General features: G+C 60.9%; 24 protein-coding genes. 16 read left to right on the plus strand and 8 right to left on the minus strand.

The window, feature by feature from the left end:
* Positions 1-14 precede the first annotated feature (14 nt).
* The 3 genes from C5748_RS08355 to htpX all read right to left on the minus strand — a co-directional run bounded on the left by C5748_RS08355 (position 15) and on the right by htpX (position 4,274).
* A complete protein-coding gene (locus tag C5748_RS08355) occupies positions 15-1,730 on the minus strand; it encodes a heparinase II/III family protein (RefSeq protein ID WP_105741484.1) in 1,716 nt (571 codons plus the stop codon).
* A 157-nt stretch (positions 1,731-1,887) separates the two neighbouring features.
* The gene (locus C5748_RS08360; RefSeq protein ID WP_105741685.1) at positions 1,888-3,279 is read right to left on the minus strand and encodes an RsmB/NOP family class I SAM-dependent RNA methyltransferase; all 1,392 of its coding nucleotides are present in this window, start codon (positions 3,277-3,279) and stop codon (positions 1,888-1,890) included.
* On the minus strand, positions 3,276-4,274 hold the full coding sequence (gene htpX / locus C5748_RS08365; RefSeq protein ID WP_105741485.1) for a zinc metalloprotease HtpX: 999 nt from the start codon (positions 4,272-4,274) through the stop codon (positions 3,276-3,278). The genes C5748_RS08360 and htpX overlap by 4 nt, the downstream gene beginning before the upstream one ends.
* A 154-nt stretch (positions 4,275-4,428) precedes the next feature.
* On the opposite strand from htpX, the gene C5748_RS08370 reads away from it, so the two are divergent.
* Positions 4,429-4,650 (plus strand): DUF1674 domain-containing protein, encoded by a 222-nt coding sequence (locus C5748_RS08370; RefSeq protein WP_199194744.1) that lies wholly within the window; start codon positions 4,429-4,431, stop codon positions 4,648-4,650.
* A gap of 471 nt (positions 4,651-5,121) precedes the next feature.
* On the opposite strand, the gene C5748_RS08375 is transcribed toward C5748_RS08370, so the two are convergent.
* Positions 5,122-5,697, minus strand: coding sequence for a DUF4865 family protein (locus C5748_RS08375; RefSeq protein ID WP_105741687.1), 576 nt, complete (start codon positions 5,695-5,697; stop codon positions 5,122-5,124).
* Between the two features lie 93 nt (positions 5,698-5,790).
* On the opposite strand from C5748_RS08375, the gene C5748_RS08380 reads away from it, so the two are divergent.
* The gene (locus C5748_RS08380; protein ID WP_105741486.1) at positions 5,791-6,657 is read left to right on the plus strand and encodes a LysR substrate-binding domain-containing protein; all 867 of its coding nucleotides are present in this window, start codon (positions 5,791-5,793) and stop codon (positions 6,655-6,657) included.
* Positions 6,658-6,722: 65 nt separating this feature from the next.
* Here the strand turns inward: C5748_RS08380 and acs are convergent, their stop codons facing one another.
* Entirely contained in the window at positions 6,723-8,675 is a 1,953-nt protein-coding gene (acs, locus tag C5748_RS08385) for an acetate--CoA ligase (protein ID WP_105741487.1), read from the minus strand.
* Positions 8,676-8,961: 286 nt separating this feature from the next.
* Here acs and C5748_RS08390 point away from each other — a divergent pair, with 286 nt between their 5' ends.
* Both C5748_RS08390 and C5748_RS08395 read left to right on the plus strand, forming a co-directional pair.
* The gene (locus tag C5748_RS08390; protein WP_425350225.1) at positions 8,962-9,231 is read left to right on the plus strand and encodes an usg protein; all 270 of its coding nucleotides are present in this window, start codon (positions 8,962-8,964) and stop codon (positions 9,229-9,231) included.
* Between the two features lie 67 nt (positions 9,232-9,298).
* Positions 9,299-9,814: an FUSC family protein gene (locus tag C5748_RS08395; RefSeq protein ID WP_105741488.1), complete on the plus strand. Its 516-nt coding sequence runs from the start codon at positions 9,299-9,301 to the stop codon at positions 9,812-9,814.
* Here the strand turns inward: C5748_RS08395 and C5748_RS08400 are convergent.
* A complete protein-coding gene (locus C5748_RS08400) occupies positions 9,811-10,494 on the minus strand; it encodes a YggS family pyridoxal phosphate-dependent enzyme (protein WP_105741489.1) in 684 nt (227 codons plus the stop codon). The two genes, C5748_RS08395 and C5748_RS08400, sit on opposite strands and share 4 nt — an antisense overlap.
* 126 nt (positions 10,495-10,620) lie before the next feature.
* Between C5748_RS08400 and leuS the strand changes: the two genes are divergently transcribed.
* Genes leuS through C5748_RS08415 form a run of 3 tightly spaced genes read left to right on the plus strand, consistent with a single transcriptional unit; the run spans position 10,621 to position 14,959 of the window.
* Complete coding sequence (gene leuS, locus C5748_RS08405) at positions 10,621-13,254, plus strand: leucine--tRNA ligase (protein ID WP_105741490.1); 2,634 nt, start codon at positions 10,621-10,623, stop codon at positions 13,252-13,254.
* The gene (gene lptE, locus C5748_RS08410) at positions 13,241-13,825 is read left to right on the plus strand and encodes an LPS assembly lipoprotein LptE (protein WP_105741491.1); all 585 of its coding nucleotides are present in this window, start codon (positions 13,241-13,243) and stop codon (positions 13,823-13,825) included. Before leuS ends, lptE begins: the two co-directional genes overlap by 14 nt.
* Positions 13,826-13,861: 36 nt before the next feature.
* The gene (locus C5748_RS08415) at positions 13,862-14,959 is read left to right on the plus strand and encodes an AAA family ATPase (RefSeq protein WP_105741492.1); all 1,098 of its coding nucleotides are present in this window, start codon (positions 13,862-13,864) and stop codon (positions 14,957-14,959) included.
* Between the two features lie 421 nt (positions 14,960-15,380).
* Here the strand turns inward: C5748_RS08415 and fsa are convergent, their stop codons facing one another.
* Positions 15,381-16,034 (minus strand): fructose-6-phosphate aldolase, encoded by a 654-nt coding sequence (gene fsa, locus C5748_RS08425; RefSeq protein WP_105741494.1) that lies wholly within the window; start codon positions 16,032-16,034, stop codon positions 15,381-15,383.
* Between the two features lie 102 nt (positions 16,035-16,136).
* Between fsa and C5748_RS08430 the strand changes: the two genes are divergently transcribed.
* The 8 genes from C5748_RS08430 to C5748_RS08465 all read left to right on the plus strand — a co-directional run bounded on the left by C5748_RS08430 (position 16,137) and on the right by C5748_RS08465 (position 24,975).
* Positions 16,137-18,323, plus strand: a complete 2,187-nt coding sequence (locus tag C5748_RS08430) for a primosomal protein N' (RefSeq protein ID WP_105741495.1) — start codon at positions 16,137-16,139, stop codon at positions 18,321-18,323.
* A 126-nt stretch (positions 18,324-18,449) separates the two neighbouring features.
* The gene (locus C5748_RS08435; RefSeq protein ID WP_105741496.1) at positions 18,450-18,839 is read left to right on the plus strand and encodes an AGROH133_08824 family phage infection protein; all 390 of its coding nucleotides are present in this window, start codon (positions 18,450-18,452) and stop codon (positions 18,837-18,839) included.
* Between the two features lie 241 nt (positions 18,840-19,080).
* Entirely contained in the window at positions 19,081-19,641 is a 561-nt protein-coding gene (locus tag C5748_RS08440; RefSeq protein ID WP_105741689.1) for a F0F1 ATP synthase subunit delta, read from the plus strand.
* A complete protein-coding gene (gene atpA / locus C5748_RS08445) occupies positions 19,641-21,170 on the plus strand; it encodes a F0F1 ATP synthase subunit alpha (protein ID WP_105741497.1) in 1,530 nt (509 codons plus the stop codon). Before C5748_RS08440 ends, atpA begins: the two co-directional genes overlap by 1 nt.
* 21 nt (positions 21,171-21,191) lie before the next feature.
* Positions 21,192-22,082, plus strand: a complete 891-nt coding sequence (locus C5748_RS08450; protein WP_105741498.1) for a F0F1 ATP synthase subunit gamma — start codon at positions 21,192-21,194, stop codon at positions 22,080-22,082.
* A 77-nt stretch (positions 22,083-22,159) separates the two neighbouring features.
* Positions 22,160-23,719, plus strand: coding sequence for a F0F1 ATP synthase subunit beta (gene atpD / locus C5748_RS08455; RefSeq protein WP_105741499.1), 1,560 nt, complete (start codon positions 22,160-22,162; stop codon positions 23,717-23,719).
* Positions 23,720-23,882: 163 nt separating this feature from the next.
* Entirely contained in the window at positions 23,883-24,290 is a 408-nt protein-coding gene (locus tag C5748_RS08460; RefSeq protein WP_105741690.1) for a F0F1 ATP synthase subunit epsilon, read from the plus strand.
* 223 nt (positions 24,291-24,513) lie between these two features.
* A complete protein-coding gene (locus C5748_RS08465) occupies positions 24,514-24,975 on the plus strand; it encodes a MarR family winged helix-turn-helix transcriptional regulator (protein ID WP_105741500.1) in 462 nt (153 codons plus the stop codon).
* A gap of 75 nt (positions 24,976-25,050) precedes the next feature.
* Here the strand turns inward: C5748_RS08465 and C5748_RS08470 are convergent, their stop codons facing one another.
* Positions 25,051-25,479, minus strand: coding sequence for an ElaB/YgaM/YqjD family protein (locus C5748_RS08470; RefSeq protein WP_105741501.1), 429 nt, complete (start codon positions 25,477-25,479; stop codon positions 25,051-25,053).
* A gap of 204 nt (positions 25,480-25,683) precedes the next feature.
* Here C5748_RS08470 and C5748_RS08475 point away from each other — a divergent pair, with 204 nt between their 5' ends.
* Positions 25,684-25,968 carry a hypothetical protein gene (locus C5748_RS08475; RefSeq protein WP_105741502.1) on the plus strand — a complete coding sequence of 95 codons (285 nt, stop codon included), beginning with the start codon at positions 25,684-25,686 and terminating at the stop codon, positions 25,966-25,968.
* The last annotated feature ends 65 nt before the right edge of the window (positions 25,969-26,033 follow it).

The raw sequence follows: 26,033 nt of genomic DNA on the forward strand, positions 1-26,033 counted from the left end.
TTTTTGGGCCCTCCTCATACGTAGCTGCCAAGCGCGATGCGGGTGAAGCGCCAGTTGACTTCGGGTAGTTGCGATGCCGGGAAGGAGAGGACGATCTGCCTTGTCTTCACCGGCCCACGGAAGCCGGCGAAGAAGATCGAATCCTCCAGTTGCGGCGCGACCTCGACGCAGGAGAAGGCCCATGTGTCGTCGCGTTCGGCGCGCAGCACCAGAAGGCCGTCCTCATCGAAGGCGATATCCACGCCGGGATGAATGTGAAAGCGCACGGTGATGTTGTCGCGGCCATTGGCGCGCGGCGGCTTGCCGCCTGCCGCCAGGAAGCGGTCCCTGCCTTCGATGACGCTGCCATTGTGCGAAAGCACGATGGAGCGCTCGTGATGGATGCCGAACAGTCTGGCGTAGCCGTCATGACGGGCGACGAAACCCTGTTCGTCCATGCCCTCGATGCGTTCGATCTGCACTTTGGTCGGTCCGGCGATGATCGGCGTGCCGAGCATGTTGGAAAGACCCGTGCTGAGGCTGAACCGGCATGAGGACGTGTCATTGACGGTCGCTGTGGAATGAGCGGCGGTCGAGCGCCCGAGCGGGCGGAATTCCGGCGGGCCATAGCGGTCGATGCCGGCATTGACGACATAGCGCTGCCGGCCCGAGGACATCTCGAAGGCGAGGCATCCGGCATGGGCATCGCGCGAGGCGGTGACCGGCGGCGGCAGGCCTGTGTCGGCGATGATGGTGGTCGAGCCCATGGAGAGCCGTTCATAGCCCGAATGCGGCGCATGGGCGAGCGGCGAACCCGCCGTTTCGTCATGGCGCAGCACGGCGATGATGCGTTCGGGCAATGTCGGGCCGACGCCGTTGAAAAGCGCCAGGCTGCCATCGTGATGGCGAAAGAAGCGCAGCGCCGGCAGCATGCGCTCAACCGCTTCGATCAGCGCTTTCGGCGGGGCCTCCGCGCCGTTGGCATAGGTCTGGCGGAGCGGCAGCAGATCGGCCAAAAGTTCCAGAACGGTCATCGGGTTGCGTGAGATATGGCCGCCATCGGCCAAGATCTGGCGGATCAGCTCATGCTCCAGGTGACGCCGTGCGGCGCGGGCCGTCGCCGGCGAAACGGGAAGCGCCAGCGAGGCGAAGGCAAGTGCGATGCGCGCCCTAAGCTTTTCCTCGCCGTCGTCCATGACTGCCGCAACCGTCCTGAGATAGCGCACCTGGAAGGCGAGCGACCGCATGAATTTGCGGTAGGCGGAAAGCTCGGCGCCGGCGAGGATGAGATTGGAATGCTGAAGCCAGGCGATGATGCGCTGTGCGGTGATATCAGGCGCCCATGCCGGCCCACCCATGCGCCGTCCGTGCAGTGTGATCCAGTCTTCGACCAGGGCGCGGGCGTTGACCGTCGCAAGCTCGCTGTGGGCGGCGCGCAGATGGCGCAGCCAGCCGAAATTATGAAGCGCTGCTTCCCATGCCGGATTTGGCGGTTCGACGGCGAAAGGCGAGCGTCCGCCGGTTTCGACGGTGCGGCCGGCCAGCGAGAAGCGGCCGTGATAGAATTCCTGGGCAAGCTGGGGGTCGGCGACGCGCAGGTCGGGCGGCGCGATCAGCACGCGTTCGGGCGTGAAGCCGGTGAAGCGCCAGCGGAAGAGCGGCCCCATGCGCACGCGCCGGCGCATCCGCCGCCACATTTGCGCGGCGGCCAATCCCCACAGGTGCGGCGTTTCGCTCAGCGCGACCGTCACGCGTTTCGTCTCCTTGTCCCGCAGCAGGGTGTTTCCGTCCGCTTGGCGAATATTCTGGTTCTTGCGGTAAATTATGGCCTGCTAATAGTAAATCTTGCGTTAACCATACCTTGCCAGAAGGATATAATCGAAGAAAATTATCAATGTAATCCAACACTTATGTCGAAATACGGCGAAATCTCGCCGCGAAGAAGCCATCCATGCCTGAAAGTCGTGGATCAGGATGCGGGAAATCTGCCGGCGTGGACCGCAGGAAGCCCTCCGGTGTGATCAAACCCTCCAGGCCTGGAAACTCTCCTTGCGAAACAGGAAGCGCTTCCAGCGCGGGATTTTCAAGGGCCGATCGGGCGACCGCCTCGCCTTCCGATGGATCGAGCGAACAGTTGGAAAAGACGATGATGCCGCCCGGCTTGACCATATCGACGGTGCGGGCAAGGAATTCCGCCTGAAGCGTGGCGAGCTTGGCGATGTCCTCGGGCGATTTCGTCCATGGCACGTCGGGGTGGCGGCGTACGGTGCCGGTGGAGGAGCACGGCGCGTCGAGCAGCACGGCGTCGAATTTCTCCTCCGGTCGGTACTGCATCAGATTGGCCTCGACCGTATGCGCCGGCAATTTCAGGCGTTCCAGGTTGGTGCGCAGGCGGGCGAGACGATTGGCGGAGATTTCGATGGCGGTCACATCCGCCCCGGCAAGCGCGAGTTGCGCCGTCTTGCCGCCTGGTGCTGCGCAGAGATCGGCAACGCGCTTGCCCCTGATGTCGCCGAAGAGGCGGGCGGGCAGGCTGGCGGCGGCGTCCTGCACCCACCATTCGCCTTCCGCAAAGTCGGGGAGGTCGGTCAATGCCCCCTCGATCCTGATGCCTTCGATCCGGGCAAGCCGTACGGTTCCATTCGGCAGCACAATGCCGCCGAGGCGCTCGGCCCAGCCTTGCGGATCGCTTTTGACGGTGAGGTCGACCGGCGGCTCGACTGCCTGTATCGCCAGGATGACGGCTGCCTTTTCCGCGCCATAGGTTTTGGCAAGATTCTCGGCAAACCATGCGGGTGCGTTGGGCGCCGAGGTGGAAAGTTTGTCCTTGTCGCGTGAGAGGCGGCGCAGGATGGCATTGACCAGGCCGGCATAGCGGCGGTTGCGCGGATCCTCATTGGCGGCGGTCACCGAGAGATCGACGGCGGAATGATCGGGAATATCGAGATAGAGGATCTGGGCGGCGGCGATATGCAGGAGCGTCTTCAGCGCCACCGCATTTTCCGGCAGCGGACGGTCGAGCAGTTGCGCCAGAAGCGCATCGATGGTTCCGCGGTTGCGCAATGCCGCGCCGAGAATGGCGCGGACCAGCGAACGGTCGCGGTCGTCGAGCGCCATGTAGTAGGGATGACCATGCTGATTGTCGGTCAGGCCATCGAGCGACGTCTTCTTCTCGATGACGGCACCGAGAAGCCGCGCGGCGCACTGGCGCACCGCAAGGCCCGGCCTGTCGGCGGCTTCCGGCCGATTTTGTTTTCCAGCATGCTTCTTTGGACGGAAAGCAGCGCCGCCGCCGCTCACGACCACGGTCCTTTCGGCGGCAAGGCATCCTGATCGTCGTCAGGACTTCCCCATGGCTGGAGCGGCGTCGGCCCGCCGCCCCGCAAAGGCGAGCGGGATGAAGGAGAAGGGGACGCACCACCCGGCATGGACTCGAATTGGGAGCCGGGCTGGCCCATTTCGGCAGCCAATGCCTGCAGGGCCGCAATCCGGTTTTCCGTATCGGGGTGGGTCGAGAACAGATTGTCCGCGCCGCGTCCGCTCAGGGGATTGATGATGAACATATGGGCGGTGGCGGGGTTATGCTCCGCCTCCTCGTTGACGATGTCATGGGCGCCGCTTGCAATCTTGCGCAGTGCCGAGGCGAGCCAGAGCGGATTGCCGCAGATTTCGGCACCGCGCCGGTCGGCGGAATATTCCCGCGTCCGGCTGATCGCCATCTGCACCAGCATCGCGGCCAGGGGCGCGACGATCATGGCAATCAGAACGCCGATGAAGCCGAAAGGATTGTTGTTGCGGCTGCCGCCGAAGAAGAAGGCGAAATTGCCGAGCATGGAAATGGCGCCGGCGAGCGTCGCTGTAATCGTCATGGTCAGCGTGTCGCGGTTCTGGACGTGCGCCAATTCGTGCGCCATCACGCCCGCGATTTCCTGCGGCGTCAGGCGCTGGAGCAGGCCTGTCGTAGCGGCCACGGCGGCATTTTCAGGGTTGCGCCCGGTGGCGAAGGCATTGGGTTGCGGGTTGTCGATCACGTAGATCTTGGGCATGGGCAGGCCGGCGCGCTGCGCCAGCTCGCGCACGATGCGGTAATATTCAGGGGCGGTGTGCTCGTTCGCCTCGTGGGCGTTGTACATGCGTAGCACCATCTTGTCGGAATTCCAGTAGCTGAAGACGTTCATCGCCGCGGCGATGACCAGCGCGATCATCATGCCGCCACCGCCACCAATGAGATAACCGATGCTCATGAACATCGCCGTCATGAAGGCGATCAGCATGGCAGTACGCATCGTGTTCATCGTGTTTTCTCCGTTACGCGGCATCGACCTGATTTAGGTCTTGATTTGCCTCGAATAGCTATGGTTGCCTATATCATGGTGTCGAAGCCGCCAAGCTTCAATAAGTCCATATACCCGGCGAGGATCGGAAATGAGCGAGAAAAGAAGTTCTGATATGACGATGGGGGGTATGGCCGATGCGGATAATGTTGCCCGGCATCGGGCTTTCGACGATCTGCCGGCCGCGGCCCAGCGCGCGCTGAGGGAGGCGGAAGCGCGGCGGCAGATGCTGGAAACAGAGGAAAAGCCCGAGCCGCGCGAGATCGGCGGACGCGGCGGCAAGGACCCGGCGCGTTTCGGCGATTGGGAGATCAAGGGCAGGGCAATCGATTTTTAGGCGATACCTATTTCGATGGAATGCCTGACTTTGAATTCATGCCGCACCGCTGAGGTCATGGAGATGGTGAGACGTGGATTTCTGTGCCTGCCACAGGAATCCACGTCTCGGCGGTGCCGGGGGCACTACGCTGGGAATGGGTTGCCATATGGTGATGAGGGGCAGGTGCCGGGTAAGCGCTTTAGAGAAACCCCAAGCACAAATGGCAAGGGCCACTCCTAGGAGTGGCCCCGCAATTTCGTCCGCTACGCAGCCTTTGACCCTGCCGGCCAGGCCGGCTCGGCGTGCTGCTTCATGCGATCAACGGAGAGGCTGCTCTCCGCAAAGGCAATCCACTCGGGCCTCGTAACGGGTAACGAAATCACTCGACATCGGATCACCTCCTTTCGTTTGTTGAACACTTCCGCAAGGTGGTGACTTTTTGCCTGATGTGCAAGGGCAAATTTACCGAGGCTGAATTCGGCGCCTCCATCAGGCGGCGGCGAGGAGCATCGGCAGGCCGGGCTTGGAGAGATGCAGAACCTCATAGGCCGAGCCCGTTTCCGGGGTGCGCACCGTCTCCGCGCTCAGCAGGAAACGCGACAGCCGCCAGGTCGAAAGGTCAAGCGCCGTTACCGCAGCCAGCGTGCCGGCATGCCGGGCAAGGGTGTTGTTGCGGGCGATTTCGTTCCGTTTCAGCTCGGTAAAATCAGTCCCGGTGCCTATATCGATATCCTCACGATAGATGGAGCGAGCGGTCTCGACACGGCCAAGATGGATGTCGAGGGGTATCCACGTCTCGATGCGCGGGCGGCCGAAACCATCGATGACGGCCTGAAACCGATCGCTGGTGATGAAATCCGTTGCGGCGTCGTCGTCGAGCCAGAGATAGAGCGAGGAATAGGTATTGCCCGCCGCTCCGTTGGCTCCGCGTTGCTGCGCTATAAAAGCCTTGAAGCCTAATCCCTGCGTCCCGTCCCAGCGCGGGCCGAGGCTGGCTGCGCGCTCGCGGATGCGGTTCATGTCATAATCGGCGGGCAATCGGTGGATGTACTGTTTCATGAACATGGCAACCTCCATCTCTCTCGGATTGGCAAGGCTTGCCAGATTTCATTGATCATGAAAATATATGGAGAATTATATCAATCATAAGAGATCAATATGAATGATGCTGCCAAGGCGCTTGATCTCGAAACGGTGCGGGCTTTCGTCCTGATCGCCGATCTCGGCAGTTTTACACGCGCCGCCGAGGTGATGGAGACCTCGCAGGCGGCGATCAGCCTCAAGCTCAAACGCCTGGAAGACCGGCTCGGTTGCCGTCTGGTCGAGCGGACGCCGCGGCATGTGCGGCTGTCCGGACAGGGAAATCGTTTTCTGCCGGCGGCCCGCGACCTGATGGCGGCCCATGAAACGGCCCTGTCGGGCATAGGCGCCGCGCCGCGCAGAAGGCTGTCGCTCGGGATCAGCGATCATGTGGCCGGGCCCGAGCTGCCTCTGTTGCTCAGCCGGTTGAACGCCTATGATCCCGCTCTGGTGATCGAGGTCAGGATCGCGGCGTCGAGCTATCTCATGGAACGCTTCGACCACAATGAATTCGACGCAGTAATCATCCGGCGGGGCGAGGAAAGAGCCGACGGCGAGAGGCTTTTTGCCGAGCAGTTCTGCTGGTTCGCCGCACCTTCCTTCCAGTACCATGCGGGCGAGCCGCTAAGGCTGGCGACGCTTGCGGCGCCATGCGGAATCCGGGCGGTTGCGATCAACGCACTCGAACAGGCGGGCATTCCATGGACGGAAGCCTTCGTCGGCGGCGGCGTGCTGGCGCTCGGCGCGGCGGTCAATGCCGGTCTCGCCGTTGCCGCGCTGGCGCGGCGCGTGGCGCCGGCCGGCGCGATGGATGTGGGGGAGCGGTTCGGGCTGCCGCCATTGCCGGCGCTGGATATCGTACTTCTCTCGCGCCAGACCGACCAGCGTTCACGCGAGATGTTGAAAGTGCTTGCGGTGGCTTTCAGGGGTGCGGCAGGACGGTAGATCATCGCTCCCGCCCCTTATTCAAGGGGCGGGAATGTTGTGAAACATCAGCAAGGATAGAACGCTCAGCCCTGCTTGTTCTGCCGGTTGGCGACCAGACCATCCACCACGCCCGGATCGGCAAGCGTCGAGGTATCGCCGAGCGAGCCGAAATCGTCTTCCGCGATCTTGCGCAGGATGCGGCGCATGATCTTGCCCGAGCGGGTCTTCGGCAGGCCCGGAGCGAACTGGATCTTGTCGGGCGTGGCGATCGGCCCGATTTCCTTGCGCACATGGGCCAAAAGATCCTTGCGCAGATCATCGGTTTCCTCGGTACCGGACATCAGCGTCACATAGCAGTAGATGCCTTGTCCCTTGATGTTGTGGGGATAGCCGACCACCGCGGCCTCCGATACGAGCGAATGCGAAACCAGCGCCGATTCGACTTCCGCCGTTCCGAGCCGGTGGCCGGAAACGTTGAGCACGTCGTCGACGCGGCCGGTGATCCAGTAATAGCCGTCCTCGTCGCGGCGACAGCCGTCACCGGTGAAATATCTGCCCTTGTAGGTCGAGAAATAGGTCTCGATGAAGCGCTTGTGATCGCCATAGACGGTGCGCATCTGGCCTGGCCAGCTATCGGTGATGCACAGATTGCCGTCCGCCGCTCCCTCCAGCACCTTGCCTTCGGGGTCGACCACTTCCGGCTTGACGCCGAAGAAGGGGCGGGTCGCGGAACCGGGCTTCAGTTTTGTCGCGCCGGGCAGCGGCGTGATCATGATACCGCCGGTCTCCGTCTGCCACCAGGTGTCGACGACGGCGCAGCGCTTGTCGCCAACGACCTGATAATACCATTCCCAGGCTTCCGGGTTGATCGGTTCGCCGACGGAACCGAGCAGGCGCAGCGATTTGCGTGATGCGCGTTTGACGAAATCATCGCCCGCGCCCATCAGCGCGCGGATCGCCGTCGGCGCCGTATAGAAGATGTTGACCTCGTGCTTGTCGACGACATCCCAGAACCGGCCCTGATCGGGGTAGTTCGGCACGCCTTCGAACATCAGCGTCGTCGCGCCGTTGGCGAGCGGTCCATAGACGATGTAGGAGTGGCCCGTCACCCAGCCGACATCGGCGGTGCACCAGTAGATATCGCCATCATGGTAGTCGAAGACATATTCATGGGTCATCGAGGCATAGACGAGATAGCCGCCGGTGGTGTGCAGGACGCCTTTCGGCTTGCCGGTCGAGCCTGAGGTATAAAGGATGAACAGCGGGTCTTCCGCCTTCATCTTGGCCGGCGGGCATTCCGGTTCCGCGCCGGCGATTTCCTGATGGTACCAGAGATCGCGGCCCGAAGCCCAGCCGATCTTGCCGCCGGTGCGGCGCACGACCAGCACATTCTTGACCAGAAGTCCCTGCCTGGCCGCGATATCGATCGCCGTATCGGTGTTTTCCTTGAGCGGGATCGGCTTGCCGCCGCGTACGCCCTCGTCAGCGGTGATGATGAAGGTCGATTCGCAATCGACAAGGCGTCCGGCAAGGGCATCCGGCGAGAAGCCGCCGAAAACGACGGAATGGATGGCGCCGATGCGGGCGCAGGCGAGCATCGCATAGGCAGCCTCAGGGATCATCGGCATATAGATGGTGACGCGGTCGCCCTTCTTGACGCCCTGCTTTTTCAGCACATTGGCCAGGCGGCAGACCTGTTCGTAAAGTTCGCTATAGGTGATCTTCTTGTCGATATAGGGATTGTCACCCTCCCAGATGATCGCCACCTGATCGCCGCGCTTCTTCAGATGGCGGTCGATGCAGTTGTAAGTGACATTGGTCACCCCGTCCTCGAACCATTTGATCGAGACCTCGCCGGTGAAGGACGTGTTCTTCACCTTGGTGTAAGGCTTGAACCAGTCGATGCGCTTGCCGTGCTTGGCCCAGAACGCTTCCGGATCCTTGACGCTTTTACGATACCATTTGAGATATGTTTCGTCGTCGATCAGCGCGTTCTTTTTCGCGCTTGATAGCACGGGATAAATCTTCTCCGACATGAAATTCCTCCGAATATGGACCGGTGTGCCTCCGCACCGGCTGCAGTGTTGGCCACTGGATAAGGCCTTTCTAGCAACAGCGCGAGCGGTTCGTAAATTAGACAAACGACTTGGGAGGAAGATCAAAGTGACGCAGTGTAGCCTGTCCGGCTGTCAGCACTCGCCGGAGGGTGATGCTAACATATTGTTTTTACGATTGAAAAACGAATGTGTGCAATTATTTCATTCTAGACGGAAGCAGCAAATGGGTTGAAATTCAATTGAGGTAAACAGGACGGGAATCGGAATGATGAAATCCGCATTCGAACTTCAGTTTGAAGGTTATGGGCTGACGACGGCACAGATTCTGTATCATCTGCCGGATCACCCGCATCTGCTCCAGAGTTTCATCTGGCAGGAATATGATTTGGAGCCGGATTTTCCGGTGCTGTTCAACTTCATCGATTTCTGGAAAGAAGAAATCGAGGGTCCGATCCACTCGATCGTCTATGCGCATAAGCGCCTGATCGGACCGAATGAATGGCGCAATGTGAATGGCGAAATCGTCCTGCACTGATGCGACCGACCAGAAGGGCGAGCCGGAACTCGTTCCGATTTTCGGGCCGATGCTGTAGAACGGGCGCATGACCGCGCACCGTCTCGACCGTATCAAAAAAGCTCTCGTCTATGCGTCGAAGATGTTTCTCGGGGCGGCGATCTGCTGGTACGGCCTTTTGCTCATGGGCGTCTCCAATCCGATCTGGGCGGTGATCACCGTGCTGATCGTCAGCGATCCGGATGTCACCACGGCGTTCAATCTGGCCAAGACCCGTACCCTCAATACGGCGGTCGGTTGCACCGTCGGTCTCACGACGATGCTCATCTTCGGCTATTCGCCGGAGGCAAGCGTCTTCATGATGGCGTTGACCGTGTTCGTCATCATGCTGATCGATCATTACCCGGCGAACTGGCGGCTGGCGCCGGCGACCGTGTTCATCGTGATGGATGCGGGGCGGCTGGCGGCCACACAACGCGAGGAAATCACCTATGCCATGCTGCGCATGCTGGAGATCGCCGTCGGCTGTGCCGTGGCGCTCGCGCTGGCGGGCCTCTATACCTATCTTGCCGAGCGCCAGCCTCGGGAAACCGATGTAACTTAAACGTAATCGCGGCTGCCGAAGATGGCCGAGCCGACCCGGACCGATGTGGCGCCGAAGGCGATCGCCGTCTCGTAATCGCCCGACATGCCCATAGACAATTTATCGACGTCCACCGCGTGCGCGATCTTCTCAAGAAGCGCGAAATGTGGCCCCGGGTTCTCGTCCGCCGGTGGGATGCACATCAGCCCTTCTACGGTGAGGCCGTGGATTTCCCGGCAGCGCTTGACGAAAGCGGCTGCCTCGTTGGGCGTAATGCCCGCCTTTTGCGGTTCCAGTCCGGTATTGACCTGCACATAAAGCCTGGGAAAGCGGCTCAGCTTCTTCATCTCGGTGGCAAGCGTCGCGGCAATCTTCTCGCGGTCGACGGTTTCGATCACATCGAACAGCGCTACCGCGTCGGCGGCCTTGTTGGATTGCAGCGGCCCGATCAGATGCAGTTCTATGCCATCGTAGCTGCTCTTGAGCCCCTGCCATTTCGCCTGCGCCTCCTGCACGCGGTTTTCGCCGAAGACGCGCTGGCCTGCGTTGAGAACGGGGCGGATATCATCGGCATCGAAGGTCTTGGAAACGGCGACCAGCGTAACCGAACCCTGCGGCCGCCCCGCCTCGCGTTCTGCGTCCGCAATGGCGCTGCGTACGTTTCCCAGGCGCCCAATGACATTGATGGCGGCATCGGTCATGGCATTAACACCCCTTTTTAAAGCGGTTTGCACGCGCTAACTATCGGTGATGGTTGACGCCTCCGCCAATCCATGGTGAAGGTCCGCCCACATATTTCAAATCCTCTTTGCAAGAGAAATACGGTCATGGCAACCGAACGCTATAATCCGCGTGCCGCGGAACCCCATTGGCAGAAGGTCTGGGAAGACGCGAAGATCTTCGAGACCAGGAATGACGACCCGCGGGAAAAATATTACGTCCTCGAAATGTTCCCCTATCCGTCGGGCCGCATCCATATGGGGCATGTCCGAAACTATGCGATGGGCGATGTGGTGGCGCGTTACAAGCGGGCAAAGGGTTTCAACGTCCTGCATCCAATGGGCTGGGACGCCTTCGGCCTGCCGGCGGAAAACGCGGCGCGCGACAACAAGGTCAACCCGCGCGAGTGGACTTACGCCAATATCGCGACGATGAGAGGCCAGCTTCGCACGATGGGCCTGTCGCTGGACTGGTCGCGCGAATTGGCGACCTGCGACCCGAGCTATTACCGGCACCAGCAGAAGATGTTCCTCGATTTCTGGAATGCCAGGCTGGTGGAGCGCAAATCGGCCAAGGTCAACTGGGACCCGATCGATATGACGGTGCTGGCCAACGAGCAGGTCATCGACGGGCGCGGCTGGCGCTCCGGGGCGCCGGTCGAGCAGCGCGACCTCACACAATGGTTCTTCAAGATCACGTCGATGAGCCAGGAATTGCTGGACGGCCTCGACATGCTCGACCGCTGGCCGGAGAAGGTCCGCGTCATGCAGCAGAACTGGATCGGCCGGTCGGAAGGCCTCCTGATCCGCTGGGCGCTCGACAAGGCCACGGCGCCGGCGGGCGAAAGTGAGCTGGAAGTCTATACGACCAGACCCGACACCCTCTTCGGCGCTTCCTTCATGGGGGTCTCGCCGGACCACCCGCTGGCGAGGAAGGCTGCCGAGAAGGATCCGGCACTGGCGGCTTTCGCCGAGGAATGCCGCCGCATGGGCACTTCGGTCGCCGCGCTCGAAACAGCCGAGAAGAGAGGTTTCGATACGGGTATCCGCGTCGTCCACCCCTTCGATGAAAACTGGACGCTGCCCGTTTATGTCGCCAATTTCGTGCTGATGGAATATGGCACTGGCGCGATCTTCGGCTGCCCGTCGGGCGACCAGCGCGACCTCGACTTCGCCAACAAATACGGCCTGCCGGTGGTGCCGGTGGTCATGCCGGAAGGCGCTGATACCGCGACGTTCCAGGTCGCGCAAGAGGCCTTTACGGATGACGGCGTGATGATCAATTCGCGCTTCCTCGACGGGATGAAGCCGGAACAGGCTTTCGAGGAGGTGGCGAACCGGCTTGAAAAGATTTCGATCAACGGCCGCCCGCAGGGCGAACGCAAGGTGCAGTTCCGTCTGCGCGACTGGCTGATCTCGCGCCAGCGCTATTGGGGCTGCCCGATTCCGGTGATCCATTGCGAGGCGTGCGGCGCGGTGCCCGTGCCGGACAGCGACCTGCCGGTGTTCTTGCCCGACGACGTTACTTTCGACAAGCCCGGCAATCCGCTCGACCATCACCCGAGCTGGAAGCATGTGGCGTGTCCCAAATGCGGCGGGGACGCACGGCGCGACACCGACACGATGGATACTTTCGTCGATTCATCGTGGTATTTCGCGCGCTTCACCGATCCCTGGAACGAGAAGCAGCCGACGACGCTCGCTTATGTCGACGGGCCGTCCGGCTGGCTGCCGGTCAACCAATATATCGGCGGCGTCGAGCACGCGATCCTGCATCTTCTCTATTCGCGATTCTTCACCCGCGCCATGAAGGCGACCGGGCATCTCAACACGGTCGAGGAGCCGTTCGAGGGGATGTTCACGCAGGGCATGGTGGTGCATGAGACGTTCAAGGGCAGGGATGGCTGGGTCGCTCCTGCCGATGTTCGCATCGAGGAAAGTGACGGCGAGCGCAAGGCCGTGCTGATTTCGACCGGAGAGCCGGTCGAAATCGGCTCCATCGAGAAGATGTCGAAGTCGAAGAAGAATGTCGTCGACCCCGACGATATCATCGCGTCCTATGGCGCGGATACGGCGCGCTGGTTCATGCTGTCCGATTCGCCGCCGGACCGCGACGTGATCTGGACCGAGGCCGGGGTCGAAGGCGCGCATCGCTTCGTGCAGCGCGTCTGGCGGCTGATTGCCGAAGCCGCACCTGTTTTGAAGCAGGTCATGCCGAAATCCGCATCCAAGGGCGAGGCGGGGCTGATCTCGAAGGCGGTCCACAGGACGCTGAAGGCCGTCGGCGAAGACATCGAGAGGCTTTCCTTCAACAAGGCGGTGGCCCGTCTCTATGAATTGGTCAACACGATCGCGGCACCGCTGCAGACGGCCGCGGCCGGCAAGGCCGACGCGGCGCTTCAGGCGGCGCTGCGCGAGGCGGTCGATGTTCTCATCGCGATGATTGCGCCGATGATGCCGCATCTGGCCGAACAGTGCCGCGCCGAGATGGGACAAGACGGACTTGCCGCCACGGCGGCTTGGCCGGCCTTCGATCCGGCGCTGATCGTCGAGAATGAAATCACGCTGCCGGTTCAGGTCAACGGCAAGAAGCGAGGGGATTTGACAATTGCCCGCGATGCGGATCAATTGGCCGTCGAAAAGGCGGTGCTCGAACTTGATTTCATCAAGTCCGTTCTGAACGGGAGCGCACCGAAGAAGATCATCGTGGTGCCGCAGAGGATCGTCAATGTCGTTGCCTGACCGCGCTTTTTTCGTGCCAAAGTCCAAGCGCGCTGCGCTTTTTGCCATCCTGGCGGGGACCTTGATCGCCATTGCCGGCTGTACAGTGCAGCCGCTTTATTCAGGCGGGAGCGGCACGTCGAGCATTGGCGGGTCAGTTACGCCCGGCATGCGCGAAAAGCTCGCCTCCATCGCGATCGAGCCCGCCAATACGCGCTACGGGCAGGAAGTGCGCAACAAGCTGATCTTCCTCTTGAGCGGCGGCGCTGGCGAACCGGCCAATCCGGCCTATCGCATGTCGCTTGGCGTTGCCTCATCGACGACCGCCGCGGTTCGCGTCAATGTCGGCGATGCGACGGACAAGACCGGCCGTCCCTCGGCCGGTACGGTTCGCGTGACATCACGGTATCTGCTGCGCGATATGGCTGGAAAGCCGGTCGCCAAGGGTACACGCGTCGTCAGCTCGTCCTTCGACCGTCCGCGCCAGGAGTTCGCCAATCTGCGTGCCGAGCGTGATGCGCAGGACAGGGCGGCCCAGGAACTGGCGGAGCAGCTGATGCTGGCCGTTGCACAGGATCTCTCGAAGCATTAGGGCATCCGGCGACACTGTGCCGCTCTTGCACATACCATGCGACTGACGTCTTTTTCCGCGAGCGGCTATCGTTCGCTCCGTTCCATTTACCTCGAAACCGGGCAGGTATCGCTGTTCGTGGGTGAGAACGGGGCCGGCAAATCCAATCTCTACCGCGCACTGCAACTGGTGAAGGCATCAGCTGAAGGCACGTTGGCCGGCGAGATCGCCCGCGAAGGCGGAATGCAGTCTGCGCTATGGACGGGAATGCACAAGGCAAGGCAGCCGCCGCGAATCATTCTGGAGACACATTTCGAGGATGAGGAGACGGCGGCCCGCTTCTCTTATCGCATCGAAGCGGGCCGTCCTCCCCCGGTGTCGGCGGGTTTCATGTTCGAGCCGCATATGAAGGAAGAGGAACTGAGCTTTGATACGGGACGCCGGCCCGTCGATCTGATGAGCCGCAAGGGCCCGGCGGTGTTCGCCCGCGACGGCGAGGGAAGGCGCATCGAGCATCCTGTGCGGATGCTGGAATCCGAAACAGCTCTTTCCTCGCTTGCCAATTCGGGCCGTTATCCAGAAATTGGCGATCTATGTGCCACGCTGAAAGGATGGCGATTTTATCATGGTTTCCGGACGGACCGGGATTCGCCGATACGCCAGCCCTCGATCGCGGTCACATCACCGATGCTGGACGAGGATGGCGGCAATCTCGCCGCCGTTTTTGCGACGCTTGCCCATATAAGGGGAGATACGGTCGATCTCGACCGCTGCGTCGCCGAGGCCCTGGGCGGTGCAAGGCTGGACATCCCCTATCCCGGCCGGACAGCAGGTTTCGGCCTCGTCGTTCCGGAATTTCCAGAGCGTGTCTTTCAACCAGAAGAATTGTCCGACGGGCAGATGCGATTTCTGGCTCTGGCCGGCGCGCTTCTTTCTTATCGCCTGCCGCCGCTGATTGCACTCAACGAACCGGAAGCGAGCCTCCACCCATCGATGCTGCCGGCGCTTGCCGGCATGATCGCCAAAGCGGCGGAACGCTGCCAGGTCTGGGTCGTCACCCACTCCGCGGCTCTGGCTGATGCTATCGGGGAGCAGACAGGTGTGCGGCCGGCAACCGTGTTGCGTAGGAATGGCGAGACGATTGTGAAGGAGTGAGAGGGAGTGCAGGGCAGGCTATCGCCACCACGCCCGCTTTCGCGTCCGGCCGAACTGCGGGAAGGATAAAAGCGGGTGGGGACCGTGGGATCAGTTTTTTAGAAGAGATGATTGCGGTTGGTTTTGCTGTTCCGGAATGGATCATCGGATCAAGTCCGATGATGACGAAGATGGGCGCTCTGAGGATGACGGGCGGAGACGGCCTTCGCTTGCGATCGGCACCAGCGCTTATGATTGGCCGCAGCGTAAAATCCGTCATCATCGGACTTGATCCGATGATCCATTCCGGAAAATTGAATCACTCCAACCGTGGATACTCAAAGGCAAACCCGAGGATCCACGGCTGAGGGCAAAAGCGGCTCCGCCTGCTATGTCGAGAGCGGCAAGAAGAGGCGCCGCTGCTCGTTATAAACGTTCCTGATCAGGCGATCTTCTGCCCGGTCTTGGCCCAATCTGCGAGGAATGCCTCAAGGCCCTTGTCGGTCAGCGGGTGCTTGACCAGGGCTTTGAGCGTTGCCGGCGGCACGGTGGCGACGTCGGCGCCGATGAGGGCGGCTTCCTTGACATGGTTGACGGTGCGGATCGAGGCGGCCAGGATCTCGGTCTTGAAATCGTAATTGTCGTAGATCGTGCGGATTTCGGCGATCAGTTCCATGCCGTTGACGCCCATATCGTCGATGCGGCCGATGAAGGGCGAGATGAAGGTCGCGCCGGCCTTGGCGGCGAGCAGAGCCTGCGGGGCCGAGAAGCAGAGCGTGACATTGACTTTACGACCATCGGAGGTGATCGCCTTGCAGGCCTTGAGGCCGTCGAGCGTCAGCGGCACCTTAATGCAGATATTGTCGGCGATCTTCGAGAGAACGGCGGCTTCCTTCATCATTCCGTCATAGTCGAGGGCGGTGACTTCGGCGGAGACGGGACCCGCGACGATGCCGCAGATTTCCTTGGTGACTTCGAGGATGCTGCGCCCGGATTTCGCTATCAGGGAAGGATTGGTGGTCACACCGTCGAGAAGGCCGAGATCGTTCAGCTCACGGATTTCCTTTACATCGGCGGTATCGACAAAGAATTTCATGTCAGCGGTCCTCCATAACAGGGCTTGCTGGGTGTTTGAGGGATCATAATCCCAGGAAGATGGCTTTTCTTTAGCCCAAAGCCACGCCAAGGTCACGCGGTCATGTCGAAAGATTCGCAAACACCCTTAAGGACGGTTCCGGTGCTCGTTCCGATGCCCGCGGAACGCCCGTACAGCTATGCCGTTCCGGATGGAATGACGGTCGTCCCAGGTTCGATCGTGCGCGTGCCGCTCGGGCCGCGCGAGGTGGCGGGCATCGTGACAGCGGGTGAAACCGATTCGGTCGATGCGAAGAAATTGCGTTCGATTTCAGCGCTTTTCGATTGTCCGCCGGTCGAGCCGCAGATGCTGCGGTTCATTCAGTGGGCGGCGGATTACACGCTTTCGCCGCCGGGCATGGTGGCACGCATGCTTTTGCGCGTTCCCGCCGCCTTCGATCCCGAGCCGCACATTCCGGGCCTGCGCCATGCAGGGGTAAGGCCGGACAGGCTGACCGAAGCGCGAAGCCGAATCATGGAGCTGGCCGAAGACGGCATGGCCTGGACGCGCTCCGGCCTGGCACATGCCGCCGGCGTATCGCTCACCGTCGTCGACGGGCTGAAGGCGCAGGGCGTTTTCGAGGAGGTGATGATCCCGCCGCGTCCTGTGGTCGCCTTGCCCGACATCGATTATGCCCGCGCCGATCTTTCGCCCGACCAGCAGACGGCAGCCGACATGCTGGTGGAGAATGTCTCGAAACAGGCGTTTTCCGTTTCGCTTCTCGATGGCGTGACCGGTTCGGGCAAGACGGAGGTCTATTTCGAAGCGGTGGGACAAGCCATCCAGCAGGGCCGGCAGGTGCTGATCCTGTTGCCGGAAATCGCGCTGACGCAGCAATTTCTCGACCGGTTTCACGACCGCTTCGGCACGAAACCCGCCGAATGGCATTCGGATCTGGCGCCGCGCATGCGCGAACGGGTCTGGCGGCAGGTGGCGGAAGGCCAGGTGCGTGTGGTGGCGGGCGCGCGGTCGGCCTTGTTCCTGCCGTTTTGCGATCTTGGGCTGATCGTCGTCGATGAAGAGCATGATCCGGCCTACAAGCAGGAGGACCGGGTCTTCTACAATGCCCGCGACATGGCGGTTGTTCGCGGCCATATCGGCGGCTTTCCGGTCGTGCTTGCATCGGCGACGCCATCCATCGAAAGCCAGGTCAATGCCGAGCAGGGCCGTTATAAGCGCATCCGGCTTTCCGCCCGTTATGCCGAAGCGGCGATGCCCGATCTGAAGACCATCGACATGCGCCGTTCCCCGCCGCCACCGGGACGTTTCCTGTCGCCGGTGCTGACGGCGGCGGTGGCTAAAACGCTCGAACGCAAGGAGCAGGCGCTGCTGTTCCTCAACCGGCGAGGCTATGCGCCGCTGACGCTCTGCCGCGTCTGCGGACATCGCTTTCAGTGCCCGAGCTGTTCGAGCTGGCTGGTCGAGCATCGCTTTCGCGGCCAGCTCATGTGCCACCAGTGCGGCTATCACGAACCTGTGCCGCAGGCCTGTCCGGAATGCGGGGCTCTCGATCATCTGGTCGCCTGCGGCCCCGGCGTGGAGCGCATCGCCGAGGAAACGGCGGCGGCGTTTCCCGATGCGCGGATCATCGTGCTTTCCTCCGATCTTCTTGGTGGGGTGAAGCGGCTGCGGCTCGAACTCGACGCTATCGCCAAGGGAGAGGCGGATATCATCATCGGCACGCAGCTGGTGGCGAAGGGGCATAATTTTCCTGACATGACGCTCGTCGGGGTCATCGATGCCGATCTGGGTCTTGCCAATGGCGATCCGCGGGCCGCCGAGCGGACGTTCCAATTGCTCAACCAGGTGACCGGCCGGGCCGGGCGCACGGGGCGCAAGAGCCTCGGGCTTCTCCAGACCTATCAGCCCGACCATCCGGTGATGCGCGCCATTGTCTCGGGCGATGCGCAGGCTTTCTACGCACGCGAGATCGAGGAGCGCGAACGCTCCGGCCTGCCGCCATTCGGACGGCTCGCGGCGCTGATCGTCTCGGCCAACTCGCGTGGCGAGGCGGAGAGCCATGCTCGCGGCTTACGCCGGGCGGCCCCGCCATCGCCGGAAATCGCGGTGCTCGGCCCCGCGGAAGCACCGCTGGCGCTGATTCGCGGCAGGCACCGTTTCCGGCTGCTCGTCCATGGAACAAAGCGTGCCGACATCCAGGCATTCATCCGCACGCTTCTTGCTGCGGGGCCGAAAGAGCGCGGTTCGGTGCGGGTGCAGGTGGATATCGACCCGCAGAGTTTTCTCTGAGAGTCTGTTCGGACCATGCAGCGCTTTTTGTCGCATGCAATCGCACCTCGGATGGAAAAGGCGTGCCACTTTCCGTCGATCTGCTCTATAGACGGCGGATCGGTTTTTGAAGCATGAGGACAGCAAATGGAGTTCTACTGGCCGGCGAGCGATGGCGAATGGTTCGCCTGGGTTTCCGCAGCGATCACCGTGCTTTTCGGGTTGATCCTGTTTTTCGCACCGGGGCTGTCGATGAAGCTTTTGCGGCTCGAGCCGGCAGGCGGTCGATCCGAAGCTTTTGCCTCGATTCGCGCGACAATGGCGGGATTCCATATCGGCCTCGGGCTTAGTTGCCTCGTATTCGCCCAGCCGTTTCTCTGGCTCGCGCTCGGAGCGGCATGGGGCTTCACGGTCTTCGGCCGCCTCATTTCCATGATGTCGGATCGAGGCGGTACATTCTACAACTGGATCGCTGTGGTGCTGGAGTTCCTGCTGGCGGCGGGACCGCTGCTTTTCGCTTTCGGATTTGTCGCCTGAACGGGCAGAAAACGCCTCTTCGCAGGCAGAAAATACCCGCGATTGCGACAAAGCTGACCAAAAACAGAGGGATTCGCGTGTTGCGAGTCCTGTCTGTGTATGCTAGACGGCAATCGGATTTCAGCGGGGATGTTTAGCGCATCAAAAAATCGCTGGAAAAATTCAATAAAGTCAAAGACTTAGGTTAACCCTACTCTTCGGGCGTCCGGGTCTTGGCATCAAAGCAGAGAGCTGGGTGTTCGTGGCAGAAACTTCATCGCTCATTTCAGGTGTCGCGCGGCGTTATGCCGGATCGCTTTTCGATCTGGCGCTGGAAGCAAACTCCGTCGCCCAGGTGGAAAAAGATCTCGCCCGGTTCGAGGGGCTTCTGGACGGTAGCGATGAACTCAAGCGGCTGGTTGCCAGCCCGGTTTTCTCGACCAAAGAGCAGGTGAAGACGATCTCCGCCATCGCCGATAAGGCCGGCATCAAGGGCCTCGTGGGCAACTTCCTGCGCGTCGTCGCCGGAAACCGCCGCCTCTTCGTGCTGCCCGGCATCATCCAGAGCTTTCGCCAGATCGCGGCCGAGCATCGCGGCGAGGTTTCCGCCGATGTGACTGCCGCTCATGCGCTCACCGCTGCACAGCAAAATGAATTGAAGGCGACGCTCAAGGGCGTGGCCGGAAAAGACGTGACGATCAACGTCACCGTCGATCCGTCGATCCTCGGCGGCCTCATCGTCAAGATGGGGTCACGCCAGATCGATACTTCCCTTCGCACCAAACTTTCTTCTCTCAAGCTTGCACTGAAAGAGGTCGGCTGATGGACATCCGCGCTGCGGAAATTTCCGCAATCCTGAAAGAGCAAATCAAGAATTTCGGCAAGGAGGCAGAAGTCTCCGAGGTCGGTCAGGTTCTGTCCGTCGGTGACGGTATCGCCCGTGTCTACGGTCTCGACAACGTCCAGGCGGGCGAGATGGTCGAGTTCCCCGGCGGCATTCGCGGCATGGCGCTGAACCTCGAAAGCGACAATGTCGGCGTCGTCATCTTCGGTGCTGACCGCGGCATCAAGGAAGGCGACACCGTCAAGCGGACCGGCTCCATCGTGGACGTTCCCGTCGGCAGGGGGCTGCTCGGCCGCGTCGTCGACGCTCTCGGCAATCCGATCGACGGTAAGGGCCCGATCAAGGCGACGGAACGCCGCCGCGTCGACGTCAAGGCGCCCGGCATCATCCCGCGCCAGTCGGTCAATGAGCCGATGTCGACCGGCCTCAAGGCCATCGATGCGCTGATCCCGGTCGGCCGCGGCCAGCGTGAGCTCGTCATCGGCGATCGCCAGACCGGCAAGACCGCCATCCTCCTCGACACGATCCTGAACCAGAAGGCGGTTCACGATTCGGGGCCTGAGAAGGAAAAGCTCTACTGCGTCTACGTTGCTATCGGCCAGAAGCGTTCGACCGTCGCGCAGTTCGTCAAGATTCTCGAGGAGCGCGGTGCGCTCGAATATTCGATCATCGTTGCGGCCACCGCGTCCGATCCGGCCCCGATGCAGTTCCTGGCGCCGTTCGCCGGCTGCGCCATGGGCGAATATTTCCGCGACAACGGCATGCACGCCCTCATCGGCTACGACGATCTGTCGAAGCAGGCCGTCGCCTATCGCCAGATGTCGCTGCTGCTGCGCCGTCCTCCGGGCCGCGAAGCCTATCCGGGCGATGTCTTCTACCTGCACTCCCGTCTCTTGGAGCGCGCGGCAAAGCTCAATGACGACAATGGCGGCGGTTCGCTGACGGCGCTTCCCGTCATCGAGACGCAGGCAAACGACGTGTCTGCCTATATTCCGACCAACGTGATCTCGATCACCGACGGCCAGATCTTCCTTGAGACCAATCTGTTCTACCAGGGCATCCGTCCTGCGGTGAACGTCGGCCTGTCGGTGTCGCGCGTCGGCTCCGCCGCGCAGATCAAGGCGATGAAGCAGGTTGCGGGTTCGATCAAGGGTGAGCTGGCGCAGTATCGCGAAATGGCGGCGTTCGCGCAGTTCGGTTCCGATCTCGATGCCTCGACGCAGCGCCTTCTCAATCGTGGCGCGCGTCTGACCGAGCTTCTCAAGCAGCCGCAGTTCTCGCCGCTGAAGACGGAAGAGCAGGTCGCGGTGATCTATGCCGGCGTCAACGGCTATCTCGACAAGCTCGCCGTCAATCAGGTCGGCAAGTTCGAAGATGGCCTGCTCGCCTGGCTGCGCACCGAACACAAGGACGTGCTCGACGCGATCCGCACGGAAAAGCAGCTCACCGACGATATCCGGGCCAAGCTCAAGGCGGCCGTCGACGCGTACGCCAAGAACTTCGCCTGAAACCTCTGACGGGATAAACGGATGCCTTCACTCAAGGATCTGAGAAACCGTATCGCCTCGGTCAAGGCGACGCAGAAGATCACCAAGGCGATGCAGATGGTCGCTGCGGCGAAGCTGCGCCGCGCGCAGGAAGCTGCGGAGGCCGCCAGGCCTTATTCGCAGCGCATGGGTGCGGTTCTCGCAAACATCGCGCAGAATGTCAGCGGTGACGATGCGCCGAAGCTGATGGCCGGTACGGGTGCCGACAATGTGCACCTTTTGATCGTCTGCACGGCGGAACGCGGCCTTTGCGGCGGCTTCAATTCGCAGATAGCGCGTTTGGCGCGCGATCATGCACGCAAGCTCCTGAGCGAAGGCAAGACGGTGAAGATCATCACCGTCGGCAAGAAGGGCGCTGATATTCTCAAGCGCGAATTCGGATCGCTGATCGTGGAGCATTTCAACCTGCGCGAGGTCAAGCAGCTTGCCTTCGTCAATGCCGACCAGATCGGACGCAAGGTCATAGCGCTCTTCGATGAAGGCGCTTTCGACATCTGCACGCTGTTCTATTCGGAATTCAAATCGGTCATCAGCCAGGTGCCGACCGCCTTGCAGCTCATTCCGGCATCTGCCGGCGGCGATGCCGAGGCCGACAGGGCCCCCGATAGTGCCCTGGGTGCGCTTTACGAATATGAGCCCGAGCCGAGCGTCATTCTCGACGATCTCATTCCGCGCAACCTCTCCGTCCAGATTTTCCGGGCGCTCCTGGAGAACGTGGCAGGCGAGATGGGTGCCAAGATGAGCGCCATGGACAATGCGACGCGCAATGCCGGCGACATGATCAATAAGCTGTCGATCACGTATAACCGCCAACGTCAGGCTCAGATCACAAAAGAACTGATCGAAATCATTTCGGGCGCAGAAGCGCTCTAGAGTTTAGTTTTACCGCATGCTCTTATCCGAAAAGCGAGCCAACTTTTCGGGATCATGCTAACGGAAGGTAAGGATCGATGGCAAAAGCAGCGACCCCGAAAACAACCGCCGAAGCCAAGCCGGCTCCGGCAGCAAAGGCCGCGCCGAAAGCCGCGGCAGTAAAAAAAGCCCCTGCAAAGACCGCAGCAGCGAAAACGCCTAGCGCGACTTTGAAGGCGAAGGGTGCAGTCGGCCGCGTCAAGCAGGTCATCGGCGCCGTGGTCGACGTGCAGTTCGACGACAATCTGCCGCTGATCCTGAACGCGCTGGAAACCGACAATCTCGGCAACCGCCTAGTTCTGGAAGTGGCGCAGCATCTGGGCGAAAACACCGTCCGCACCATCGCCATGGACTCCACCGAAGGTCTGGTGCGTGGGCAGGACGTGGTCGACACCGGCACTCCGATCGAGGTTCCTGTCGGTGAAGCGACGCTCGGCCGCATCATGAACGTCATCGGCGAGCCGGTCGACGAAGCCGGCCCGATCAAGACAAAGGAAAGGCGCGCCATCCACCAGAATGCGCCTGAATATATCGAGCAGTCGACGGAAGCCGAGATCCTCGTCACCGGCATCAAGGTCATCGATCTTCTGGCGCCTTATGCCAAGGGCGGCAAGATCGGCCTGTTCGGCGGCGCCGGCGTCGGCAAGACCGTTCTGATCATGGAGCTGATCAACAACGTCGCCAAGGCGCATGGCGGTTATTCCGTGTTCGCCGGCGTCGGTGAGCGTACCCGCGAGGGCAACGACCTCTATCACGAAATGATCGAGTCGGGCGTCAACAAGCTCGGCGGCGGCGAGGGCTCGAAGGCAGCACTCGTCTACGGCCAGATGAACGAGCCTCCAGGTGCGCGTGCCCGCGTCGCGCTGTCGGGTCTGACGGTTGCCGAAAATTTCCGTGACCAGGGCCAGGACGTTCTGTTCTTCGTCGACAACATCTTCCGCTTCACGCAGGCGGGTTCGGAAGTGTCGGCGCTTCTCGGCCGTATTCCTTCGGCTGTGGGCTATCAGCCGACGCTGGCGACCGACATGGGCGCCCTGCAGGAGCGCATCACGACGACGACCAAGGGCTCGATCACCTCGGTGCAGGCCATCTACGTGCCTGCCGACGATCTGACCGATCCGGCGCCGGCTGCATCGTTTGCCCACCTCGACGCGACGACCACGCTGTCGCGCTCGATCGCGGAAAAGGGCATCTATCCGGCGGTCGATCCGCTCGACTCGACGTCACGCATGCTCGATCCGATGGTCGTCGGTGAAGAGCATTACGATATCGCGCGTCAGGTGCAGTCGATCCTGCAGCGCTATAAGTCGCTTCAGGACATCATCGCGATCCTGGGCATGGACGAGCTTTCCGAAGAGGACAAGATCACGGTCGCGCGTGCCCGCAAGATCGAGCGCTTCCTGTCGCAGCCGTTCTTCGTCGCCGAAATCTTCACCGGCGCGCCGGGCAAGCTCGTCGATCTCGCCGACACCATCAAGGGCTTCAAGGGCCTTTGCGCCGGTGAATACGACCATCTCCCGGAAGCCGCCTTCTACATGGTCGGTTCCATCGAGGAGGCGGTAGAGAAGGCAAAGCGTCTGGCGGCGGAAGCTGCCTGAGCGAGTGAATAGTGAATGGTGAATAGTGAGGATGGCGATTTTATATTCGTTCCTCACTATAAGCCGCTTACTCATGTAACGGATAGGGAGTGGTGAGGTGGTGAGATAGGTAGAATTGCGTGTTTCTATTCGCTATTCACCATTCACCATTCACCAATTGAACATGGCCGAAGCCTTCCATTTCGAACTGGTATCGCCGGAACGTCTTCTGCTCTCCGCGGAGGTCACTGAAGTCGTGATCCCCGGAAGCGAGGGCTATATGACCGTCATGGCCCGCCATGCTCCGCTCATGACCACCATCAAGCCGGGGGTCATCAGGGTGAAGCTCGCCGACGGCAAGGAAAGTTCCTATGTGGTTTTCGGCGGCTTTGCCGATGTGTCGCAGGAAATCTGCACGATCCTCGCCGAATCCGCCGTTCATGTCGATGAGCTGAACCGCGAGGAGCTTCAGCGCCGCATCCAGGATGCCCGTGAGGATCTACAAGATGCCGTCACGAATGAACAGCGCACGAAAGCCGAGCAGTTCCTGCATCAGCTCATGACGCTCGAGGGCTCGATCCTGCCGGCCTGACACCCCTACATCTGCGATTTGAGAAAAAGCGGCTCCGGCCGCTTTTTTGTTGCGACGGTACCGCGTCCGGTCGAACGGCCATGGCTGGCTGCACGCAGGTGCTCGCCGTTTCATTCACACTTGCGTGAGAACAAGGTGAGAACGAAATGTTTACTTGAAACCGTTTCCGTCAGGATATAATCGCTTAATTATCATTAGTATACTACATATATGGATTTGTATTATGGGGACCAAAGAACTTCGTACGGAAATGGTCGACGCGCTTTCAAAAGTCAGCCGGAAGCTGCGTACACTTTTTGATGGACGGGTCAGGGAGCAGGGGCTGACCCTGGCGCGGGCCCGGACGCTCCTGGTGCTCAGCAATCAGGAAGGGCTCTACCAGAAAGAACTGGCGGAGGTGCTGGAAATCGAAAACGCCACGATGGTGCGTCTTCTCGATGGTCTCGAAAGACAGAATTTCATCGAACGCCGCGCCGTCAAAGGCGATCGCAGGGCAAAGCAGATCGTCATGACCCATGAAGGACGCGAGCAGGCCGAGTTGGTGGTGAAGCTCGCAGAAGAGGTAAGGCAGGATCTGCTGGATACGGTCAGCGACGAGGATATTGCCGCCACGGTCCGTGTGCTGCATGCCATGGGGCATTCGATGGAGAAGACGGACCGGCCGCCGCTCTCTCAAGTAAATTAGCGCCTAGATCGCCGCTGGCGTCAGCGCCCATTGCGGATCATCGTAGAGAATACGCAATTTTCTCGCCTGAAACGGCTATCTGCGCACCATCAGACCGATAAGAAGGCCTATGCAGGCGAGGAGAGCAACAGAGGCGAGTGGCTTTTCCCGCGCCGTATCAGCCACGTGATGGGCTTGCCTGCCTGCCACATGGGCAGCCTTGGCACTCTTGTTTTTGAGAAGGCCGTAGACGTCGGATGCCGTGTCTCTGGCACTGTCCAGAATATGGAAACCCTGCCGGGAAAGCGTCTCGGAAATTTCGGACACCTCCCGGCGTAATTCAGCAATCTGGTTTTCGAGATCCTTGCCGGTCTGCGCGCGCGTTCTTGTCTCCGGTGATGCCATCTGTGATTTCCTTTCATCGGCTGTTTTCGAGGTGCCAGCAAGCGCAACGCCGTGCTTGACGAAATGGTTCCGGTCGCGTTTGCGTGAAAACAAGTGAAAGCTATTGATCGGCGTTGCCATGGAAGTGCACCCTGGCTCGCACAATATCCTCCATAGAGCCGGGAAACGCCGACGGAATAGGATGAGAGATCCAGCACAGGTAACCGGTAACATCGAGGGCCCGGTAAGCACGATCATGTCCGATATATCCGTCACAGGCGAGACCTGACGGCTCTTTGCTGAACGGGTGTTCAAAAGACGCCCGTCGCTGATGGAGGATATCCCATGCGTATTCATATATTTTCGGCTGCAGCAGCCATTCTCGCCCTCTCCGCCTATAGTGCGCAGGCGGAAGATTTCGCTTTCGGCAAGGTGAAGATGTATGACCGGAACAGCCAGGTGGTCACGTTGGATAGCGGTTCGTCGTTCATCCTGAACCCCAGCTATCATCCGGACATACGCCCCGGCGACGCCGTGGTGATCGCCTGGCAGGACAACCTCAATGGCAATTTCTACGCCGACTATGTGGGGCCGGCCACGACAATGATGCAGAACATGACGAGTAACTGATCGAAAGATCGAAGGCGATGGGAGCCGTTCCCGCCGCTTTCGTTATCGCCGTATTGAGGTTTGGA

Origin of the sequence: Phyllobacterium phragmitis (assembly GCF_002980495.1) — a bacterium.
GTDB classification, from domain to species: Bacteria; Pseudomonadota; Alphaproteobacteria; order Rhizobiales; family Rhizobiaceae; genus Paramesorhizobium; species Paramesorhizobium phragmitis.

Coding starts and splice junctions, on each gene's coding strand:
- htpX (WP_105741485.1), bottom strand. CDS start 4,274: ATGAACACGATGCGTACTGCCATGCTGATCGCCTTCATGACGGCGATG.
- C5748_RS08370 (WP_199194744.1), top strand. CDS start 4,429: ATGACGATGGGGGGTATGGCCGATGCGGATAATGTTGCCCGGCATCGG.
- C5748_RS08375 (WP_105741687.1), bottom strand. CDS start 5,697: ATGTTCATGAAACAGTACATCCACCGATTGCCCGCCGATTATGACATG.
- C5748_RS08380 (WP_105741486.1), top strand. CDS start 5,791: ATGAATGATGCTGCCAAGGCGCTTGATCTCGAAACGGTGCGGGCTTTC.
- acs (WP_105741487.1), bottom strand. CDS start 8,675: ATGTCGGAGAAGATTTATCCCGTGCTATCAAGCGCGAAAAAGAACGCG.
- C5748_RS08390 (WP_425350225.1), top strand. CDS start 8,962: ATGATGAAATCCGCATTCGAACTTCAGTTTGAAGGTTATGGGCTGACG.
- C5748_RS08395 (WP_105741488.1), top strand. CDS start 9,299: ATGACCGCGCACCGTCTCGACCGTATCAAAAAAGCTCTCGTCTATGCG.
- C5748_RS08400 (WP_105741489.1), bottom strand. CDS start 10,494: ATGACCGATGCCGCCATCAATGTCATTGGGCGCCTGGGAAACGTACGC.
- leuS (WP_105741490.1), top strand. CDS start 10,621: ATGGCAACCGAACGCTATAATCCGCGTGCCGCGGAACCCCATTGGCAG.
- lptE (WP_105741491.1), top strand. CDS start 13,241: ATGTCGTTGCCTGACCGCGCTTTTTTCGTGCCAAAGTCCAAGCGCGCT.
- C5748_RS08415 (WP_105741492.1), top strand. CDS start 13,862: ATGCGACTGACGTCTTTTTCCGCGAGCGGCTATCGTTCGCTCCGTTCC.
- fsa (WP_105741494.1), bottom strand. CDS start 16,034: ATGAAATTCTTTGTCGATACCGCCGATGTAAAGGAAATCCGTGAGCTG.
- C5748_RS08430 (WP_105741495.1), top strand. CDS start 16,137: ATGTCGAAAGATTCGCAAACACCCTTAAGGACGGTTCCGGTGCTCGTT.
- C5748_RS08435 (WP_105741496.1), top strand. CDS start 18,450: ATGGAGTTCTACTGGCCGGCGAGCGATGGCGAATGGTTCGCCTGGGTT.
- atpA (WP_105741497.1), top strand. CDS start 19,641: ATGGACATCCGCGCTGCGGAAATTTCCGCAATCCTGAAAGAGCAAATC.
- C5748_RS08450 (WP_105741498.1), top strand. CDS start 21,192: ATGCCTTCACTCAAGGATCTGAGAAACCGTATCGCCTCGGTCAAGGCG.
- atpD (WP_105741499.1), top strand. CDS start 22,160: ATGGCAAAAGCAGCGACCCCGAAAACAACCGCCGAAGCCAAGCCGGCT.
- C5748_RS08460 (WP_105741690.1), top strand. CDS start 23,883: ATGGCCGAAGCCTTCCATTTCGAACTGGTATCGCCGGAACGTCTTCTG.
- C5748_RS08465 (WP_105741500.1), top strand. CDS start 24,514: ATGGGGACCAAAGAACTTCGTACGGAAATGGTCGACGCGCTTTCAAAA.
- C5748_RS08470 (WP_105741501.1), bottom strand. CDS start 25,479: ATGGCAACGCCGATCAATAGCTTTCACTTGTTTTCACGCAAACGCGAC.
- C5748_RS08475 (WP_105741502.1), top strand. CDS start 25,684: ATGCGTATTCATATATTTTCGGCTGCAGCAGCCATTCTCGCCCTCTCC.